Below are 17,089 nucleotides of genomic sequence, written 5' to 3' on the forward strand. Positions count from 1 at the left end.
GCTAGCACTCTGTCTGTAGAAAAAACCACCGGTGAAGTTCACCTGCCTTGCTGGATGCACGCGATGCTTTTTAGTGGGACCGGCTTCAGCCGGGAAGAGGCCGGTGCGTACGACATCAATTTTGCAGTGTAATGATTGCCGCCTTCCCGGATAAAGCCGGTCCCACAAGTGAGTCCGGCGCCAGCCTTGCTGGATGCACGCGATGCTTTTTAGTGGGACCGGCTTCAGCCGGGAAGAGGCCAGTGCGTCCGACATCAATTTTGCAGTGTAATGATTGACGCCTTCCCGGCTAAAGCCGGTCCTGCAATTGGGGTCAGAGCAAGTCCCTGATCAGGGACCACAAGCGGCCCCGTTTGAATCAGCGGCACTTGTCGATGTCCATAAGCCGCCACCTTATTTGAGTAACCACCGAGAAGTCATGCCCGTGAATGGAATCAGCCGCCACCTCCATGCCCTAGCCAGCCTGATCCTGCTGACACTGATCGCCGGTTGCAGCTCGCAACGCAGCCAGGAACCCGCGCCGGAGCCGTCGGTGGTGCGCAGTGAAATTGTGCGGTTGTTGCCCGCGAATGTTGCCGACCGCCAGGGCTGGGCCCAGGACATTCAGCGCGCGTTCGACGCACAGAAAATCAACCCGAGCGTTGAAAACCTCTGCTCCGTGCTGGCCGTGACCGAGCAGGAATCCAACTTCCAGGTCGACCCGGCCGTGCCCGGCATGGGCAAGATCGCCCAGGACGAGATCGACCGTCGCGCCAGCAAGGCCCATATCCCCAATCTGCTGGTGCGCAGCGCACTGGACATCCGCTCTTCAACCGGCAAGACCTTCAACGAACGGCTGAGCGCCGCCCGCACGGAAAAAGACCTGAGCGCGATCTTCGACGACTTCATCGGCATGGTGCCCCTGGGTCGGACGCTGTTCGGCAATTTCAACCCGGTCCATACCGCCGGGCCCATGCAGGTCAGCATCGAATTTGCCGAGCGGCAGGCCCGGGATTATCCGTATCCGGTCGAAGGGTCCATTCGCCATGAAGTGTTCAGCCGTCGCGGTGGCATGTACTTCGGCATTGCCCATCTGCTGGGGTATCCGGTCAGCTACGACAAACCGTTGTACCGCTTCGCCGACTTCAATGCCGGCTGGTACGCCAGTCGCAATGCGGCGTTCCAGAGTGCCCTGGCACGGGTGTCCGGCAAACGCCTGGCGCTGGATGGCGACCTGATCAGCTACGGTTTCGGCCCGGCCCTGGGGCAGACCGAACTGGCGGTGCGCAGCCTTTACCCACGGCTGGACATGCGTAACACGACCATCCGCAACCAGCTGGAGAAGGGCGAGACCCTTGGGTTCGAAGACACCGAGCTGTACGAAAAGATTTACGCCATGGCCGACAAGGCCGCCGGCAAACCGCTGCCGAGGGCGATTTTGCCGGGCATCGTGCTGGAAAGTCCCAAGATCACCCGCAAGCTGACCACGGCCTGGTTTGCGCAGCGGGTGGAAGAGCGGCGAGTTCGCTGCATGGCGCGGGCGTCCGGGTCTTTGAAGTGAGGGTACGATTGCTGAAAGCTTCCCGGCTAAAGCCGGTCCCACATTTAATTTGCAGGAGGCACCCTTGTGAGCCGTGACATCGAAACACCGATCATCATTACCAGCAGCAACCCGGTCGCCGAAGAGCAGGCCGCGAATGCACAGGTCGCGGACGCCATGCTGTTCGGATCGCCCAAAGACCGGCTGGATTTCTACCGCAAGGAAATCCAGTACGAGACGGCGATCCTGTCCAACCGCACCAACGCCTATTTGTCCGCGCAATCGTTTCTGGTCATTGCCTTCGCCTCGTCGATGGCCAACCTCAATCCGGAGTGGGGCAAGATGTTCACGCTGGTGGTGCCGCCTTTTCTCACATTGCTCGGACTGATCAGCTCCATGCACGCCTGGCCCGGCATTCGCGCGGCGTACGAAATTATCGATCACTGGCATTTCAAGCAGGCCCAGTTGCTTAGCAGTCAGCCGGCCATGGGCTTGGCGTACGACGATTCGCCGCTGTTCAGTGAGCACGAGTCCAGCGAGAAGGGCTATCGCAAGTCGCTGATGTTTTCAATGCGCACGCCATGGCTATTCACGGGGTTCTGGTTTTTGCTGGGGGCGTTTTCCATCTATGTGCAGGTCGTCGACAGCGTGTTTTAAGTCCGCGCCGATCGCGCCGATAAAGAAACAATGAAAACGGGCTGATGTTACCTTGACACCAAGTCGCGGCAGGCGTATTTCGTCTGCCCGGTTCAAGCCCTTTGCAGCGGCCGCGATCACGCGAGCCAGGCACTGTCCCGCTCCGCGCCTGGTAACCCGCTGCCGCGTAACGTTTTCGCGCTGTTTTAGACCACCCTGCTTATTTCACAGGCCTGCTCAAGTCGATCAACTCTAGCTTTCGACGCGCACTCACTGGAGCCACCCCCATGGCAGCATTACAACAAATCACCGTCGACGCCCTCAAGCGCTCCGAATCGCAGCTGGCCGTTCAATGGCACGCCGACCTGGAAGCCAGCGGCGCAACGCGTAATCTCAAACCCGAGGAAATCCGCCAGCAAGTCGCCGACTTCCTGCGCCTGCTGACGTCGACGCTGGAGAAGGGCGGCTCCGCCAACATCACCACCACCGAGTGGGATGACGTTCGTCACTTCCTGGAGAAACTGTCCAGCCAGCGCGCCCTGGCCGGTCAGGATTCCCAGCAGACCGCCAGCTTTATCTTCGCCCTCAAGGGCCCGCTGTTCACCCAGTTGCAAAATGCCTTCGCTGACCAGCCGTTGCTGATTGCCGAGCAAGTGCTGCAGATGTCCGAGCTGCTCGACGGTCTGGGTCTGCACACCATCCGCACCTATCAGAAATCCCGTGAAGCAGTGATCAAGCGTCAGCAGGAAGAACTGCTCGAGCTGTCCACCCCGGTCGTCAAACTGTGGGACGGTGTTCTGGCGCTTCCAATGATCGGCACACTGGATTCGCAACGCACCCAAGTGGTCATGGAATCGCTGTTGCAGCGCATCGTCGACACCGGCGCGGAAATCGCGATCATCGACATCACCGGCGTGCCGACCGTCGACACCCTGGTCGCCCAGCATCTGCTCAAAACCGTCACGGCGATCCGCCTGATGGGCGCCGATTGCATCATCAGCGGTGTGCGTCCGCAGATTGCCCAGACCATCGTGCACCTGGGGCTGGACCTGCAAGGCGTCGTGACCAAAGCCAATCTGGCCGATGCCCTCGCACTGGCCCTGCGCCGTCTGGGCGTCACCCTCACCAAGGCGGTATGAGCCCATGGAGCGCATCCCGATTCTGCAGATGGGCGACTTTCTGCTCGTCACCATCCAGGTGGACATGCATGACCAACTGGCGCTGACGCTGCAGGACGACCTGTCCGAGCGCATCAGCCGCACCTCGGCACGCGGCGTGCTGATCGACATTTCCGCGCTGGACATGGTCGATTCTTTCATTGGCCGGATGATCGGCATGATCTCCGGCCTGTCGCGGATCATGGACGCCGAAACCGTGCTGGTGGGCATGCAGCCCGCGGTGGCGATTACCCTGGTCGAACTGGGCATGACGCTGCCCGGCGTCAGCACGGCGCTGAACGTCGAGCGCGGCATGAAGCTGCTGCGCGAGCGAGCCTATTCCCAATGACCGTGCGCAGCAGCGGCACTCAGCCCATTCGCATCGAGCAGGACGTTGTGCTGGCCCGGCAGACCGCGCGCAAGCTGGCCCAGGAATGCGGCATGCGCCTGATCGACCTGACCAAGCTGGTCACAGCGGTCAGCGAGCTGGCGCGTAATACCATGGTCTACGGCGGCGGCGGTGACATGGACTGGCAGATCGTCGAAGACGGCCTGCGTGTCGGCCTGCGCCTGACCTTTCGCGACGAAGGCCCCGGCATTCCCGACCTCAAACTGGCGCTGACCGACGGCTGGACCTCTGGCGGCGGCCTTGGCCTGGGCCTGACCGGTGCCAGGCGGCTGGTGGACGATTTCGAGCTGGACACCGCCCCCGGTGCGGGCACGCGCGTGACGATCTGCAAATGGACGTGAACCTGCACAGTCAGCTGACGCAGGTCTTGTCGGTGGAGGATGTCAGTCAAGTGGGCCACGCCCGGCGCACGGTGCAGAGGCTCGCCGAAGAGGCGGGTTTTGACGAAGCAGATTGCGGCCGCGTGGCGCTGGTGGTGACCGAACTGGCCAGCAACATCATCAAGCATGCCCAGCATGGCGAGCTGCATGTACGCGCGCTGCCGGGCGACGTCTCGGGCGGGGCGGCGGGCGTCGAGATCCTGGCCATCGACCGGGGCAAGGGTTTCGACGTCCAGAACTGCATGGCCGACGGCTTCTCCACCCGTGGCACCCAGGGCATCGGCCTGGGCTCGGTGCTGCGTCAGGCGCAAGTCTTCGACGTGCACAGCGACGCCCGCGGCAGCGTATTGCTGGCGCGCTTCTATCCGCGTAAGGCCTCCGTCAAGGACCTGCGCATGGGCATCACTCAGCATTCGCTGCACGATGACCCGGCCTGCGGCGATGTCTGGGAAGTGGCAATCAAGGGGCAACAGGTGTCGATCATGATGATCGACGGCCTCGGTCACGGCCCGGAAGCCGAAGACGCGGGCATGGCGGGCGCCCGGGCGTTCATTCGCAACCCCTTTGCCGACCCTGGCGTGCTGCTCGACGACTTGCACTTCGACATGCGCGGCAGCCGTGGCGGTGCCGCTGCGCTGGCGCAATTTGACGGCGCGTCGGGCAAGCTGCGCTTCATCGGCATAGGCAACATCGGGGCGACGTTGATTGGCGATGAGAAAACCCGTGGCATTCCCTCGCACCCCGGCATTGTCGGCCTGCAATACCGCAAGGTGGCGCCGATGGATTACGCCGATTGCACGGGGCAGTTGTTGATCCTGTTCAGCGACGGTCTGCAATCGCGTTGGAATCTTCGCGATTATCCCGGTCTGATGTACCGACACCCCGCGATTATTGCAGCGGTATTGCACCGCGATTACAGCCGGGGCAGGGACGACGTAACGGTATTGGTAATGGCTCTGGAGACGCTCGATGACTGATAACACCGGGCGCGAGACGCCAGAAGGCGCCTTCGGCATTGAAATCGAGACCAGGCTCGAGCTGGAGCGCTTGCGCACTGAAGCCGAGTCGCTGCGTGCCGAGCTGGACGAGACCAATCAGGGCGTGCTTGCCCTGTACGCCGAGCTTGAAGACCAGGCCGACCAGCTGCGCGAGGCGTCGGACCTCAAGAGCCGTTTTCTGTCGTACATGAGCCACGAATTCCGAACGCCGCTGGGCTCGATCCTGAGTATCGCCAGCCTGCTGACCGATGAGCTGGACGGGCCGCTGAGTGCGGAGCAGCACAAACAGGTCGCGTTTGTCAGCCACGCTGCCCGTGAATTGAGCGACATGGTCGACGACTTGCTTGACCTGGCGAAGATCGAAGCCGGGCGCATCAGCATCTCGCCGGCCTGGTTTGACATGTTTGATCTGTTCTCGGCGCTGCGCGGCATGTTCCGGCCCATCGTCGACACCTCGGCCGTGGACCTGATCTTCGAAGAGCCGGCGGGCCTGCCGAGGCTCTACACCGATGACCAGAAGCTGGGGCAGATTCTGCGCAACTTCATTTCAAACTCCCTGAAATTCACCCAGCGCGGCGAAGTGCGCGTCTCGGCGCGGCTGGAGTCCGAGGAATCGATTCGCTTTGCGGTGACCGACACCGGCATTGGCATTCCCCAGGAACTCCATGGCGCGCTGTTCGAAGATTTCATTCAGGTCGACTCGCCGCTGCAGAAACGCCTGCGCGGGACCGGGTTGGGCCTGTCCCTGTGCAAACGTTTCGCCGAATTGCTCGGTGGTCACGTCGGCGTGGAAAGCGAGCCGGGTGTGGGCTCGACGTTCTATGTGGTGATTCCGCTGGCACTGGCCCAGGAGCCTGCGGATGAAGCCTGAAACCCGGCTGCTCATCGTTGATGACAACACCGCGACCCGTTACGCCCTGCGTCGACGCATGGAGCGCCAGGGTTTTGTGGTATCGGAAGCCGGCACCGGCACCGAAGGCCTCGCGCTGATCGCCGAGCGGATCCCCGACGCGCTGATTCTCGACGTCAACCTGCCGGACATGAGCGGCTTCGACATCGTTCGCCAGTTGCGCGCTGCACCCCGCACGGCGCTGTTGCCGGTGGTGCATGTGTCGGCGGCGTCGATCCAGACCGGTGACATCGTCACTGGCCTTGAAGCCGGCGCGGACGCCTATCTGGTGCACCCGGTCGATCCCGATGTGTTGCTCGCCACCCTGCGCACGCTGCTGCGGGTGCGGGATACCGAATACGCATTGCGTGACAGTGAAGAGCGCTTTCGCGAAATTTTCGCCAACGTCTCGGCGCCGATTGCGGTGATGGATGGCAATCTGAAAGTCCACGAGGCCAATCACGCCTTCGCCCAATTGATCGGTCAGGACGCTGGCGACAGCTCGGTGCTGCGCAGCTTCAGCGAAGATCAGGGCTCGGCGCTGGACGGGCTGCGTGAGGCGCTGGCAGCCGGCGAGCGCTGGATGGGCACCCTGAGCATGCGGGTCAAGGGCGAGCTCCGCGAGACCGAGTGGCAGGTCTCACCTTACCGGGTCAGCGGCATGAGCCTGGTGTTTATCGAAGACGTCACCGAGCACCGACGTCGCGAGCAGTCGCACCTGCAGCAACTGGACTCGGTCAATACCCGGCTGGCCCATGAAGTGGCCGAGCGCGCGCGGACCGAAGAGCAACTGCTGCAAGCACAGAAAATGGACGCCATCGGCAAACTCACCGGCGGTATCGCCCACGACTTCAACAACCTGCTGACCGGCATCGTCACCGGGCTGGAGCTGGTCAAGAAACGCACCGAAGACGGCCGCACGGAAAAGGTCCTGGTGTATGCCGATGCCGCGCTGGCGTCGGCCAAAAGCGCGTCGGCGCTGACCCAACGTCTGCTGGCCTTCGCTCGCCAGCAGCCCCTCGACACCCGCGCTTCAGATGTCAATCAGTACGTACGCTCCCTAGAAGACCTGCTGGCGCGCACCATCGGCAAGGGCATCTGCCTGCGGCTTGAGCTGACCTCGCGCAGCGCCGTGGCCATGGTCGACGCGGGCCAGCTGGAAAGCGCCTTGCTCAATCTGGTGATCAACGCCCGTGACGCCATGCCGACGGGCGGCAATATCTGGATCAGCACCTTCGAGACCTACTCCCAGGGTCATTCGCGCATGGCAGACGGCGCCTACATTGCCCTGACCGTGCGCGATGACGGCGTCGGTATCGAGCACCACCTCATCGACAAGGTCTTCGACCCGTTCTTCACCACCAAGCCCATCGGCCAGGGCACCGGCCTGGGCCTGTCAACGATCTACGGTTTCGCCCGGCAGTCGGGTGGCGACGTGCAGATTCGCAGCGTCGTCGGCCATGGCACCGAAGTCACCCTGATGTTGCCGGCGGCGGACGAGCAGGGCGTCGAGCCGCAGCATCCTGTGGCCGTCGCGGCACAGGGGGCAGGGGAGCACGTGCTCATCGTCGAAGACACGGCCTCGGTGCGTATGTTCGTCAATGAAGTGCTCACCGATGCCGGTTATCGCTGCACGCCGGTGGCCGACGTCGGCACGGCGCTGTCGTGTCTGGAGCACGACGCCACCATTGACCTGTTGCTGACCGACGTCGGCATGCCGGAAATGAACGGCCGCGAGGTCGCTCAGCGTGGCCGAGGCTGGCGTCCCGACCTGCCGGTGCTGTTCATGACCGGCTATGCCGAAAACGCACTCAACCGGCAGGACTTCCTGGGCGAACGGATGGACATGATTCTCAAACCCTTCCAGCTGGTGGAATTTCTGTCGAAAGTCAGGGCCATGGTGGACAGTTAACGCGAATGAATGGCTTTTTTCTCGCCAATCAGCGAGTTCGGAGTATTTGAGCCGGTCGGTTTTTGCTACCGTGTGCGGCATTCCCATCCGTGCCGCCTTTCGGGCACACATTGCCGACGCCGTTTCCCCAAACGTTGAAGGTGAAGGAGCCAGACCTTGACCCTCACCGACGACGTCCTCCAGAGCGCGATAGAGCAATGCGCGCGCGAGCCGATCCAGATCCCCGGCAGCATCCAGCCGCAGGGCTTTCTGCTGGTCATTGATGAAGCAGCCTCGACGGTCATACAGGTCAGTGCCAATGTCACTGACTGGCTGGGGCTTGATCCGCAGTCGTTGATCGGCGCCCCACTGTCCGGTGTGTTCGCCGAACACGAGCTGCTGCTGCAGCGCTTGCAGGCGCTCCCCGATGAGGAGCAAAACCCCTTCCACCTGGGTGATGTGCGCTTTCTGCAGGGGTCGAGCGCCGGTCAGCCGATGACCATGATGGTGCACCGTCATGATCGGGTGCTGATCGCCGAGTTCGAGCCGGCCGGGGACATGAGCACCGCCTACGGCAACGTGTACCCGCTGATGCGCGGCTTCATCAGCCAGATGAACGAGCTGGAGACCATTGACGCGCTGTGTCAGCGCGCGGCGGCGGAGGTCAAGCGCATCACTGGTTTCGGCCGGATCCTGGCCTACCACTTCGATGCCGACGGCAACGGTCTGGTCAACGCCGAAGTGACCGAGGACGGCTATGAAAGCATGCTCGGCCTGAGCTTCCCGGCATCCGACGTGCCGGCCCAGGCTCGCAAGCTGTATCTGGCCAACCGTATTCGCGTCATTGAAGACGCCAACTACCAGCCATCGGCGCTGATACCGAGCCACAATCCCCTGACCGGCGCACCGCTGGACCTGACCTTCGCCACCCTGCGCGCCGTGTCGCCCGTGCATTTGCAGTACATGCGCAACATGCAGACGCTGGCATCGATGTCGATCTCCATTGTGGTCCACGGGAAGTTGTGGGGCCTGGTGTCCTGTCACCATGCGACGCCCCGGCGGGTCAGTTTCCAGACCCGCACCGCCTGTGAGCTGCTGGGCAGCGTGTTGTCGCTGCAGATCGAGAGCAAGGAAGCCCACGCCGACAACCAGCGCATGCTCAGCCTGCGGCGGCAGATCGTGCAGATGCTGGCGGCCATGGCCGACCTCGACAGCGTGACCGAGGGGCTGCGCTCCATGCCTCAGGTGTTGCTGGATTTCGTGGGCGCCACTGGCGCGGCGGTGATCTCCGGCAACAGCGTCGATGTCTACGGTGAAACGCCCGACCGCGGGCACCTTGTGAAACTCGCAGAATGGCTGAGCGGCCACGCGGCCCATGAGGTCTTTCGCTCGGACAACGTCAGCCGGGACATTCCCGAGGTGCCTGCGCTGGCGGCCTCGGTCAGCGGCGTGCTGGCCACGACGATCTCCGAGCTGCATTCCAATTTCATCATCTGGTTCCGGCCCGAGCTCACTCGGGTCGTGAACTGGGCGGGCAAGCTTGAGAAAAACATCGACGCGACCGGCTCCCTGAGTCCGCGTCACAGCTTTGCACTCTGGCAGCAGACCGTGAGCGGCTTTTCCAGCCCGTGGGACGACATGGTCTGCGAAGCTGTGACCGAGCTGCGCACAGCGGTGCTGGGGATCGTGCTGCGCAAGGCAGAGGAAATGGCCGCCCTCGCCGATGAGCTGAAGAAGTCCAACAAGGAGCTTGAAGCGTTTTCCTACAGCGTGTCCCATGACTTGCGCGCTCCGTTGCGCCACATTGCCGGCTACGCTGAGTTGTTGAGCGACATTGAAGGCAGCAAGCTGTCCGACCGAGGCGTACGCTTCCTGGAAAACATCAGTGATTCGGCGCGCTTTGCCGGTACGCTGGTCGACAACCTGCTGAGCTTTTCGCAGATGGGCCGATCGGCAATGCGCTTCTCCGACGTTGACCTCAGTGCCATGGTCGAGTCGATTCGTCGGGAAATGCTGCCTGATTACGAAGGACGCGCGCTGGAGTGGAATATCTTGGAGCCGTTGCCCGTGGTGATTGCCGATGCGGCCTTCCTGCATCTGGCTTTGCGCAACCTGTTGTCCAACGCGATCAAGTACACCCGCGACCAGAATCCTGCGGTGATCGAGGTCGGCAGTTACGAAGAGGACGACAAGGTCGTCGTGTACATCCGCGATAACGGCGTCGGCTTCGACATGGCGTATGCCGGCAAGCTGTTTGGTGTGTTCCAGCGCCTGCATCGCATGGAAGAGTTCGAAGGCACCGGCATTGGTCTGGCCAGTGTCCGACGCATCATCGAGCGCCATGATGGCACGGTCTGGGCGCACAGCCAGCTGGGCCATGGCGCTACCTTTTACTTTGCGCTGCCAAAGCGCGGTTCCACTGTAACCCTTTGAGTGTCGAAGGAGACGCCCAATGCTTAAACCCATTCTTCTGGTGGAAGACAATCCAAACGATCTCGAGCTGACCCTTGTCGCCCTTGAACGTAGCCAGTTGGCCAATGAGGTGATTGTGCTGCGTGACGGTGCCGAAGCGCTTGATTACCTGCTGCGCCGCAACCAGCATCACGATCGTGTGGCAGGGAACCCCGCGGTGCTGCTGCTGGACCTGAAACTGCCGAAAGTCAATGGCCTTGAAGTACTCAAAGCCATTCGCGAGACCGAGGAGCTGCGCAGTATTCCCGTGGTCATGCTGACGTCCTCGCGCGAGGAGCCGGATCTGGATCGTGCGTATTCTTTAGGTGTGAACGCTTACGTGGTCAAGCCGGTCGAATTCAAGGAATTTGTCTCGGCGATTTCGGATCTTGGGGTGTTCTGGGCAGTCCTGAACGAGCCACCACCGGGTTCCCTGCGACTCACTCGCCGCCCAGGCTCCTGAATCCGGCGCCTGTCGGCCTGCGTAAACGCATTTCGCGCAAGCCCTTACTGGAACAATGACTTTTATCCATGTCGTTATCGCAGCTTAAATTGCTTTTGGTCGAAGACAGTTCGCTGGATGCCGAGCTGATTCTGCTTACCCTCGAAAACAGCGGTCTGAAGATCGACACCACGTTGGTCTATAACCATCAGGACGTTGAGCGCGAGCTGGCGGCCGCGCGTTTCGACCTCATTCTCAGCGACTACCTGTTGCCGGGCTCGTCGGGAGCCGATGTGCTCAACAGCGCACTGCGCCTGGCCCCGACGACGCCTTTCATCTTTCTCTCGGGGATTTTCGGTGAGCAGCATGCGGTCGAAATGATGCGCATGGGCGCCATCGACTACGTCCTCAAGCAGAACATGAAAATGCTGCCCAAGGCAGTGATGCGCGCCGTATCCGAAGTGCGGGAGCGGGAAAAGCGCCTGCACGCCGAAAAGACGCTGCAAGTGGCGGAAGTGCGCGCCCACCTGGCGATCGAAGCGGCGGACATGGGTGTCTGGACCTACGATCCGCGCACCGACACGCTGCTGTGGGACGAGCGCTGCAAAACCCTTTACGGCGTTGGCGCCGACACCTCCGTCAGTCTGGCCCTGATGTTTCTGCTCTGCCATCCGGACGACCGCGATCACCTGCACAGCAAAGTCATGGCCGCGCTGACGGTGGACACCTCCTTCCAGATCGAGCACCGTCTGGTCACCGACGACGGCGAGGAACGCTGGGTGTTTTCCAATGGCCGCTCGCTGTTCGAGGATGGCCAGTGCGTGCGCTTCACCGGCGTCATGCAGGACATCACCGAGCGCAAGCGCGCCACTGAAGCCTTGCATCAGCTCAATGACATTCTCGGCGAACGCGTTGTCCAGCGAACCCGCGAGCGCGACCGCACATGGGAGCTGTCCCGTGAGTTGCTGGGGGTGCTGCATTTCGACATGACGCCGATTGCCCTCAACCCCGCCTGGGAAGCGACATTGGGCTGGGGCCGCGATGAAGTCGGCCAGCAGCGGTTGAGCGAACTGATTCACCCGGACGACCTCGCCGCCACGTTGCGCGAAACTGCCAGCGTGGCCGACGGTTACGTGACGACGCGTTTCGTCAATCGCATGCGTCACGCTGACGGTGGTTTTCGCTGGCTGTCATGGACCATCGTCCCGGACGATGGGCTGATGTATGCCGCGGTGCGCGACATCACCGGCGAGCGCGCGGTGGTGGACGAACTGGCGGCGACCAACAAGCGTCTGCGCGACCAGATCAAGGAACGCGAGCGCGTCGAGGCCGCCCTGCAGCAGATGCAGCGGCTCGAGGTGGTCGGTCAGTTGACGGCCGGGGTGGCCCATGACTTCAATAACTTGCTGACGGTGATCCTCACCAGCGCGAATTTCCTGACACGGGATCTGGAAAAGGGCGTGTTCACCAAGTCGCCGCAGCGCCTGCAGAACATCCGTGAAGCGGGCGAGCGGGGCGCGAAGCTGACCAGCCAGTTGCTGTCGTTCTCCCGTCGCCAGCGCCTGGAGCCTGTCGCTCTGAACCTCAATGACACCATTGACGGCATGCGCGAGCTGCTGGGTCGTGCGTTGGGCGGCAGCGTCTGGGTGGAAACCGAACTGGCCGAGGACTTGTGGAGTGCGTTGGTGGACCCGACGCAGACCGAGATGATCATCCTCAACCTGGCGATCAACGCGCGGGACGCCATGCCCCAGGGCGGGCAATTGCGCCTGAGCACCTGGAACGAGATGGTCTACCGGCTACCGCAGCGTCCCGAAGACCCCGAGCCCGGCGCGTATGTGGTGTTATCGGTCAGCGACTCCGGCTGCGGCATGAGCGCGGAAGTCCTGGCCAAGGCGTTCGAACCATTTTTCACCACCAAGGCGGTGGGCAAGGGGTCGGGGCTGGGTCTGGCGCAGGTGTTCGGCTTCGCCAAGCAGTCAGGCGGCGGCGTGAGCATCGACACCGCTGAAAACGCCGGCACCACGCTGCGGGTCTACCTGCCCAGTGTTGCGCGCACGGCGGTCCCGGTGGTCAGCGCCTCCGACATGCCCGGCCGCGCCGATGCGGACACCAAGCACCGCACGATTCTGCTGGTTGATGACGACCCGGACGTGCGCTCGGTGACGGCGATGATGCTGGTCTCGCTGGGGTATTCGGTGGTCGAAGCGGACAGCGGCGAAGAAGCGCTGAAGAAACTCGACCCCGGCATCGAACTGCTGCTGACGGACTTCGCCATGCCCAACATGACGGGTGGCGAGTTGGCGGAAATCGTCCGCCGTGACCACCCGGCACTGCCGATCATGTTTATCACCGGCTTCGCCGACATCGACATTCTCGACGTCGACCCCAAACTGATCGTGCAGAAGCCGTACAAGGAAGAAGAACTGGCGAAGAAACTGGCGCATGTACTGATGAAGGCGTCGGTTGCTGCACCCTGAGATTGATGGGGTACGCACTGACCTCTTCCCGGCTGAAGGCGGTCCCACTGAAAGCATTGCGTACACCGCAATACCCTGTAGGAGCGCGCTTGCCCGCGAAATCGGTGTGTCACACGACGGAGATGTCGAATGTGCCGGCCCCTTCGCGGGCAAGCGCGCTCCTACAGATGCAGCGTCAGGCGTGACTATTCATCTTCCCGCGTCAGCACTTCGAGCAGTTCAATCTCAAACCTGAGGTTCGAATTCGGTTTGATGTGCGCGCCCATCGACCGCTCGCCGTACGCCAGCGCCGCAGGCACCCACAGCTTGCGTTTGCCGCCGACCTTCATGCCCATCAGGCCGATGTCCCAGCCCTTGATCACCCGCCCGGTGCCGATGACGCACTGAAACGGCTTGCCGCGCTCCCAGGAGGAATCGAACACCGTGCCGTCTTCAAGCGTTCCGGTGTATTGGGTGGTGATCAGCGCGCCTTTGACGACGGCTTTGCCGGTGCCTTCCAGCAGATCGATGATGCTCAGTTCTTCATTCATGTTCAGGTTTCCACGGCGAGATGCCGCGAGATGCTAGTCAGCCAGCCGCCCGCTGGCAACGCTCCCTGCCAACCACAGGGCAAAAAAACGGCGCGGCCCCTCGCAGGGTCGCGCCGTTTTCATTGGCCTGAGTGAACGGGCCAGTCACCATCACACGATGACGTCAGTGCTCCACTCGCCGTTCACCAGGCGTTTGAGGCCCAGCGGGTTGGCGTTCTGCAGCGCGGCCGGCAGCAGGCTGTCCGGGTAGTTCTGGTAGCAGACCGGGCGCAGGAAACGATCGATTGCCAAGGTGCCCACCGACGTACCGCGCGCATCGGAGGTCGCCGGGTAAGGACCGCCGTGAACCATGGCGTCAGACACTTCAACACCGGTCGGGTAGCCGTTGACCAGGATGCGGCCGACTTTCTCTTCAAGTACGGGGACCAGCCACTGGTACTTCTGCAGGTCAGCGGTTTCGCCGATGAGTGTGGCGGTCAGCTGGCCGCGCAGGGCCAGCAGCGCCGCTTTCAGTTCAGCGTCGTCCGCCACTTCGATCAGCAGCGTGGTCGGGCCGAACACTTCTTCCTGCAGCAACTCGTCACCGTTGAGCAACATGCTGACGTCAGCCTTGAACAGCTGAGCCTGGGCCTGCTTGCCTTCCTGCGGCTTGCCGGCCAGGTGCGTGACGCTCTTGTGCGCCAGCAGCTTCTCGACGCCTTTGCTGTAGCTGCGCAGGCCGCCTTCGTTGAGCATGGTCTGAGGTGGCTGACCGCCCATGTGCTCGGTCAATTGCTCGGTGAACGCAGTCAGGGCAGGGGAGCGAATGCCGATCACCACGCCCGGGTTGGTGCAGAACTGGCCGGCACCCATGACCACGGACGCCGCGAGTTCGCCCGCGATGGCAGTGCCGCGTGCGGTCAGTGCACCGGGCAGCAGGACCACCGGGTTGATGCTCGACATCTCTGCGAACACCGGAATCGGCTGTGGACGCTCGGACGCCAGTTTGCACAGGGCGTTACCGCCGTGCAGGGAACCGGTGAAACCCACGGCCTGAATGGCCGGGTGCTTGACCAGGCCTTCGCCGACGCCGCTGCCGAAGATCATGTTGAACACGCCTTTGGGCATGCCGGTCTTCTCGGCGGCGCGAACGATGGCGTTACCCACCAGATCGGCCGTCGCCATGTGGCCGCTGTGGGCTTTCACCACAACCGGGCAACCGGCTGCCAGTGCCGACGCGGTGTCGCCGCCGGCGGTGGAGAAGGCCAGCGGGAAGTTGCTGGCGCCGAACACGGCCACCGGGCCGACGCCGATGCGCTGCTGGCGCAGATCAACACGTGGCAGCGGCTTGCGATCCGGCAGTGCCTGGTCGATACGCGCGCCCAGGAAGTCACCGCGACGCAGGACTTTGGCGAACAGGCGCATCTGGCCGGAGGTACGGCCACGCTCGCCCTGGATACGACCGGCCGGCAGCGCGGTTTCCTGGCAAACGAGGGCAACGAAGTCATCGCCCAGGGCGTCGAGTTCGTCAGCGATGGCGTCGAGGAATTCCGCGCGGCGAGCCGGGCTCAATTGGCGAAATTCAAGGAAGGCGTCTTTGGCGGCCGAGGCAGCGGCGTCGATTTCCGCGTCGGTGGCCTGATGGAAGGTGTAAGGCAGTGCTTCGCCAGTGGTGGCGTCGAGGCTTTTATGGCGTGCTTCGCCGAGGCCGCTGCGGGCGCCGCCGATGAAGTTCTGACCGAGAACGGTAGGCATCTGCTTCTCCTGTTATTTTTGGGGCGAATCGATCAGGCGTTTAGCCTGATGGAGGAATTCGAAATCGTATGAAGCGTAGCGGCGACGAGCTCAGCGGCTCATCGCAAAGTCGACAGTCATCATACAACTGCATTTTTTCAGCCGCAAGGCGCGTAGCAACGAGGTGCTGAGCAAAGCCCGGCCATCAACATAGCCGGGCTTTGAGAGGTGATCAACGCGCGCCAGGCAGGCATACCCGATCGGTAAGTCGATCAGGCGTTCGGCTCATCGGTGTTGATGTACGCCGGCACCTTGGCCAGCGGCAGGCGACGGGCTTGCTCGATGCCGATGCCCGGGCGCTCAGGCAGTGGCTCGAGTTTCTGCGGCTGGCCAGTGGTCAGCGCGCGTTCAATGGCTTCGACCACCCGTACATCGCGCCAGCCTTCGTCGCCGTCCGACTCGGGCTCGCGGTCCTGCAGGATGCAGTCGGAGAAGTATTGAGTCTCGCCGCCGAACTGGTCGACCACCGGGTGGGTGTGCTCGGTGGTCTGGCCGTCGATGATCGCCCGGTAACCGATCGCCACGCCTTCGCCGAAACCGAAGCAGGGCGAGGCTTCAAACTCACCTTTGGTGCCGATCAACTGGAACCGCTCGGTGGACGGCAGGCTGTAACTGACGGTGAAGGTCGCCAGGCGCTCTTCGGCAAAGCGCAACGTCACGTTGACCGTGTCGAAGGTGTTGATCTCGCGGCCAGGGGTTTTGATGCCGACGGCGTGGACTTCAATCGGCTCGGCGGCAAACAGGTTGCGCACGGCGTTGATCGGGTAAGGCCCCATGTCCGCCACGGGACCTGCGTCGAAGCCGCTCTGCATGCGGTGGTTGGCCGGGTCTGTGGTCTGGGCGAACGTCGCGGTGAACAGGCGCAGGTCGCCGAGGTCGCCGGCGCGCACGCGGTGGACCATTTCGACGGTGCCGGGCTCGAAGTGCAGGCGGTAGGCGACCATCAGTTTGGCGCCCGACCGCTTTGCGGCTTCGGCGATGGCCAGGCAGTCTTCTTCATTGGCGGCCATGGGCTTTTCCAGCAGCACGTGGATGCCGGCTTCCAGTGCCGGAACGGCGAATTCACGATGGCGGAAGTTGGGGGTTGCCAGGTAGATGGCGTCGATTTCGCCGGAGCTGAGCAGGGTGTCGAATTCGTCGTAGTGGTAGCTTTTGAGGTCGTACAGTTCCGCCAGTTTGTCGGCTTTGACCGGGTCACCGGTGACCAGGGCGGTCATCACGGAGTTGTCGGTCTGTTCGAGTCCCGGCATGAAAGCGCCTTGGGAGATCCAGCCTCCAGCGACCACTGCGTAGCGGATTTTGCCGTTTGCGTCTGGCATGTATAAGCCTCCATTTCTCAGCGGACGGGGTGTCCGGTAGCTCTGTAGTCGGCAGGTTCTGGGGTTAGAAGTTCCATTGGATTGTGTCAGCTGGACCTGTGGCGCGGCTTGGTGCGCCAGGATCAAGGGCGTCTGCCTGGGGGCAGACTGTTTCGCCTTCGGCGAGTTACTTGGAAAAGTCGAAAGTCGCACCATCCCCAAGTAACCAAGGGTGC

14 protein-coding genes are annotated in these 17,089 nt (G+C 62.5%); 11 read left to right on the forward strand and 3 right to left on the reverse strand.

The genetic code is table 11. The features are described from left to right. Positions 1–418: 418 nt before the first annotated feature. The 11 genes from ACQKEN_RS24680 (at position 419) to ACQKEN_RS24730 (ending at position 13,252) form a co-directional block, all read left to right on the forward strand. The gene (locus tag ACQKEN_RS24680; RefSeq protein WP_427689409.1) at positions 419–1,540 is read left to right on the forward strand and encodes a DUF1615 domain-containing protein; all 1,122 of its coding nucleotides are present in this window, start codon (positions 419–421) and stop codon (positions 1,538–1,540) included. Positions 1,541–1,696: 156 nt separating this feature from the next. Continuing rightward, the gene (locus tag ACQKEN_RS24685) at positions 1,697–2,176 is read left to right on the forward strand and encodes a hypothetical protein (RefSeq protein WP_133770893.1); all 480 of its coding nucleotides are present in this window, start codon (positions 1,697–1,699) and stop codon (positions 2,174–2,176) included. A gap of 266 nt (positions 2,177–2,442) precedes the next feature. Continuing rightward, complete coding sequence (locus ACQKEN_RS24690) at positions 2,443–3,294, forward strand: STAS domain-containing protein (protein WP_065991450.1); 852 nt, start codon at positions 2,443–2,445, stop codon at positions 3,292–3,294. A 4-nt stretch (positions 3,295–3,298) separates the two neighbouring features. Beyond that, a complete protein-coding gene (locus ACQKEN_RS24695) occupies positions 3,299–3,661 on the forward strand; it encodes an STAS domain-containing protein (RefSeq protein ID WP_037010489.1) in 363 nt (120 codons plus the stop codon). Beyond that, on the forward strand, positions 3,658–4,062 hold the full coding sequence (locus tag ACQKEN_RS24700; RefSeq protein WP_427689410.1) for an anti-sigma regulatory factor: 405 nt from the start codon (positions 3,658–3,660) through the stop codon (positions 4,060–4,062). The genes ACQKEN_RS24695 and ACQKEN_RS24700 overlap by 4 nt, the downstream gene beginning before the upstream one ends. Beyond that, complete coding sequence (locus ACQKEN_RS24705) at positions 4,053–5,078, forward strand: ATP-binding protein (RefSeq protein ID WP_427689411.1); 1,026 nt, start codon at positions 4,053–4,055, stop codon at positions 5,076–5,078. Before ACQKEN_RS24700 ends, ACQKEN_RS24705 begins: the two co-directional genes overlap by 10 nt. Continuing rightward, positions 5,071–5,970, forward strand: coding sequence for a sensor histidine kinase (locus ACQKEN_RS24710; RefSeq protein WP_427689412.1), 900 nt, complete (start codon positions 5,071–5,073; stop codon positions 5,968–5,970). The genes ACQKEN_RS24705 and ACQKEN_RS24710 overlap by 8 nt, the downstream gene beginning before the upstream one ends. Continuing rightward, positions 5,960–7,900: a response regulator gene (locus ACQKEN_RS24715; RefSeq protein ID WP_427689413.1), complete on the forward strand. Its 1,941-nt coding sequence runs from the start codon at positions 5,960–5,962 to the stop codon at positions 7,898–7,900. Before ACQKEN_RS24710 ends, ACQKEN_RS24715 begins: the two co-directional genes overlap by 11 nt. A gap of 156 nt (positions 7,901–8,056) precedes the next feature. Continuing rightward, the gene (locus ACQKEN_RS24720; RefSeq protein WP_427689414.1) at positions 8,057–10,312 is read left to right on the forward strand and encodes an ATP-binding protein; all 2,256 of its coding nucleotides are present in this window, start codon (positions 8,057–8,059) and stop codon (positions 10,310–10,312) included. A gap of 19 nt (positions 10,313–10,331) precedes the next feature. Beyond that, positions 10,332–10,793 carry a response regulator gene (locus ACQKEN_RS24725; RefSeq protein WP_427689415.1) on the forward strand — a complete coding sequence of 154 codons (462 nt, stop codon included), beginning with the start codon at positions 10,332–10,334 and terminating at the stop codon, positions 10,791–10,793. A gap of 68 nt (positions 10,794–10,861) precedes the next feature. After that, positions 10,862–13,252, forward strand: a complete 2,391-nt coding sequence (locus ACQKEN_RS24730) for a response regulator (protein ID WP_427689416.1) — start codon at positions 10,862–10,864, stop codon at positions 13,250–13,252. A gap of 185 nt (positions 13,253–13,437) precedes the next feature. On the opposite strand, the gene ACQKEN_RS24735 is transcribed toward ACQKEN_RS24730, so the two are convergent. The 3 genes from ACQKEN_RS24735 to ACQKEN_RS24745 form a co-directional block, all read right to left on the reverse strand. Then, positions 13,438–13,782 carry an FKBP-type peptidyl-prolyl cis-trans isomerase gene (locus ACQKEN_RS24735; protein WP_427689417.1) on the reverse strand — a complete coding sequence of 115 codons (345 nt, stop codon included), beginning with the start codon at positions 13,780–13,782 and terminating at the stop codon, positions 13,438–13,440. 150 nt (positions 13,783–13,932) lie between these two features. Further along, positions 13,933–15,516: an aldehyde dehydrogenase (NADP(+)) gene (locus ACQKEN_RS24740; RefSeq protein ID WP_427689418.1), complete on the reverse strand. Its 1,584-nt coding sequence runs from the start codon at positions 15,514–15,516 to the stop codon at positions 13,933–13,935. Between the two features lie 251 nt (positions 15,517–15,767). Then, positions 15,768–16,874: a Gfo/Idh/MocA family protein gene (locus ACQKEN_RS24745; protein WP_427689419.1), complete on the reverse strand. Its 1,107-nt coding sequence runs from the start codon at positions 16,872–16,874 to the stop codon at positions 15,768–15,770. Positions 16,875–17,089 lie beyond the last annotated feature (215 nt).

The organism is Pseudomonas sp. NPDC078416 (assembly GCF_050268485.1).
Taxonomy (GTDB): domain Bacteria; phylum Pseudomonadota; class Gammaproteobacteria; order Pseudomonadales; family Pseudomonadaceae; genus Aquipseudomonas.

Bases quoted from the DNA above. Each gene is read 5' to 3' on its own strand.
- ACQKEN_RS24735 (WP_427689417.1), bottom strand. From the start codon at position 13,782: ATGAATGAAGAACTGAGCATCATCGATCTGCTGGAAGGCACCGGCAAA.
- ACQKEN_RS24690 (WP_065991450.1), top strand. From the start codon at position 2,443: ATGGCAGCATTACAACAAATCACCGTCGACGCCCTCAAGCGCTCCGAA.
- ACQKEN_RS24745 (WP_427689419.1), bottom strand. From the start codon at position 16,874: ATGCCAGACGCAAACGGCAAAATCCGCTACGCAGTGGTCGCTGGAGGC.
- ACQKEN_RS24715 (WP_427689413.1), top strand. From the start codon at position 5,960: ATGAAGCCTGAAACCCGGCTGCTCATCGTTGATGACAACACCGCGACC.
- ACQKEN_RS24710 (WP_427689412.1), top strand. From the start codon at position 5,071: ATGACTGATAACACCGGGCGCGAGACGCCAGAAGGCGCCTTCGGCATT.
- ACQKEN_RS24695 (WP_037010489.1), top strand. From the start codon at position 3,299: ATGGAGCGCATCCCGATTCTGCAGATGGGCGACTTTCTGCTCGTCACC.
- ACQKEN_RS24685 (WP_133770893.1), top strand. From the start codon at position 1,697: ATGCTGTTCGGATCGCCCAAAGACCGGCTGGATTTCTACCGCAAGGAA.
- ACQKEN_RS24725 (WP_427689415.1), top strand. From the start codon at position 10,332: ATGCTTAAACCCATTCTTCTGGTGGAAGACAATCCAAACGATCTCGAG.
- ACQKEN_RS24730 (WP_427689416.1), top strand. From the start codon at position 10,862: ATGTCGTTATCGCAGCTTAAATTGCTTTTGGTCGAAGACAGTTCGCTG.
- ACQKEN_RS24680 (WP_427689409.1), top strand. From the start codon at position 419: ATGCCCGTGAATGGAATCAGCCGCCACCTCCATGCCCTAGCCAGCCTG.
- ACQKEN_RS24705 (WP_427689411.1), top strand. From the start codon at position 4,053: ATGGACGTGAACCTGCACAGTCAGCTGACGCAGGTCTTGTCGGTGGAG.
- ACQKEN_RS24740 (WP_427689418.1), bottom strand. From the start codon at position 15,516: ATGCCTACCGTTCTCGGTCAGAACTTCATCGGCGGCGCCCGCAGCGGC.
- ACQKEN_RS24700 (WP_427689410.1), top strand. From the start codon at position 3,658: ATGACCGTGCGCAGCAGCGGCACTCAGCCCATTCGCATCGAGCAGGAC.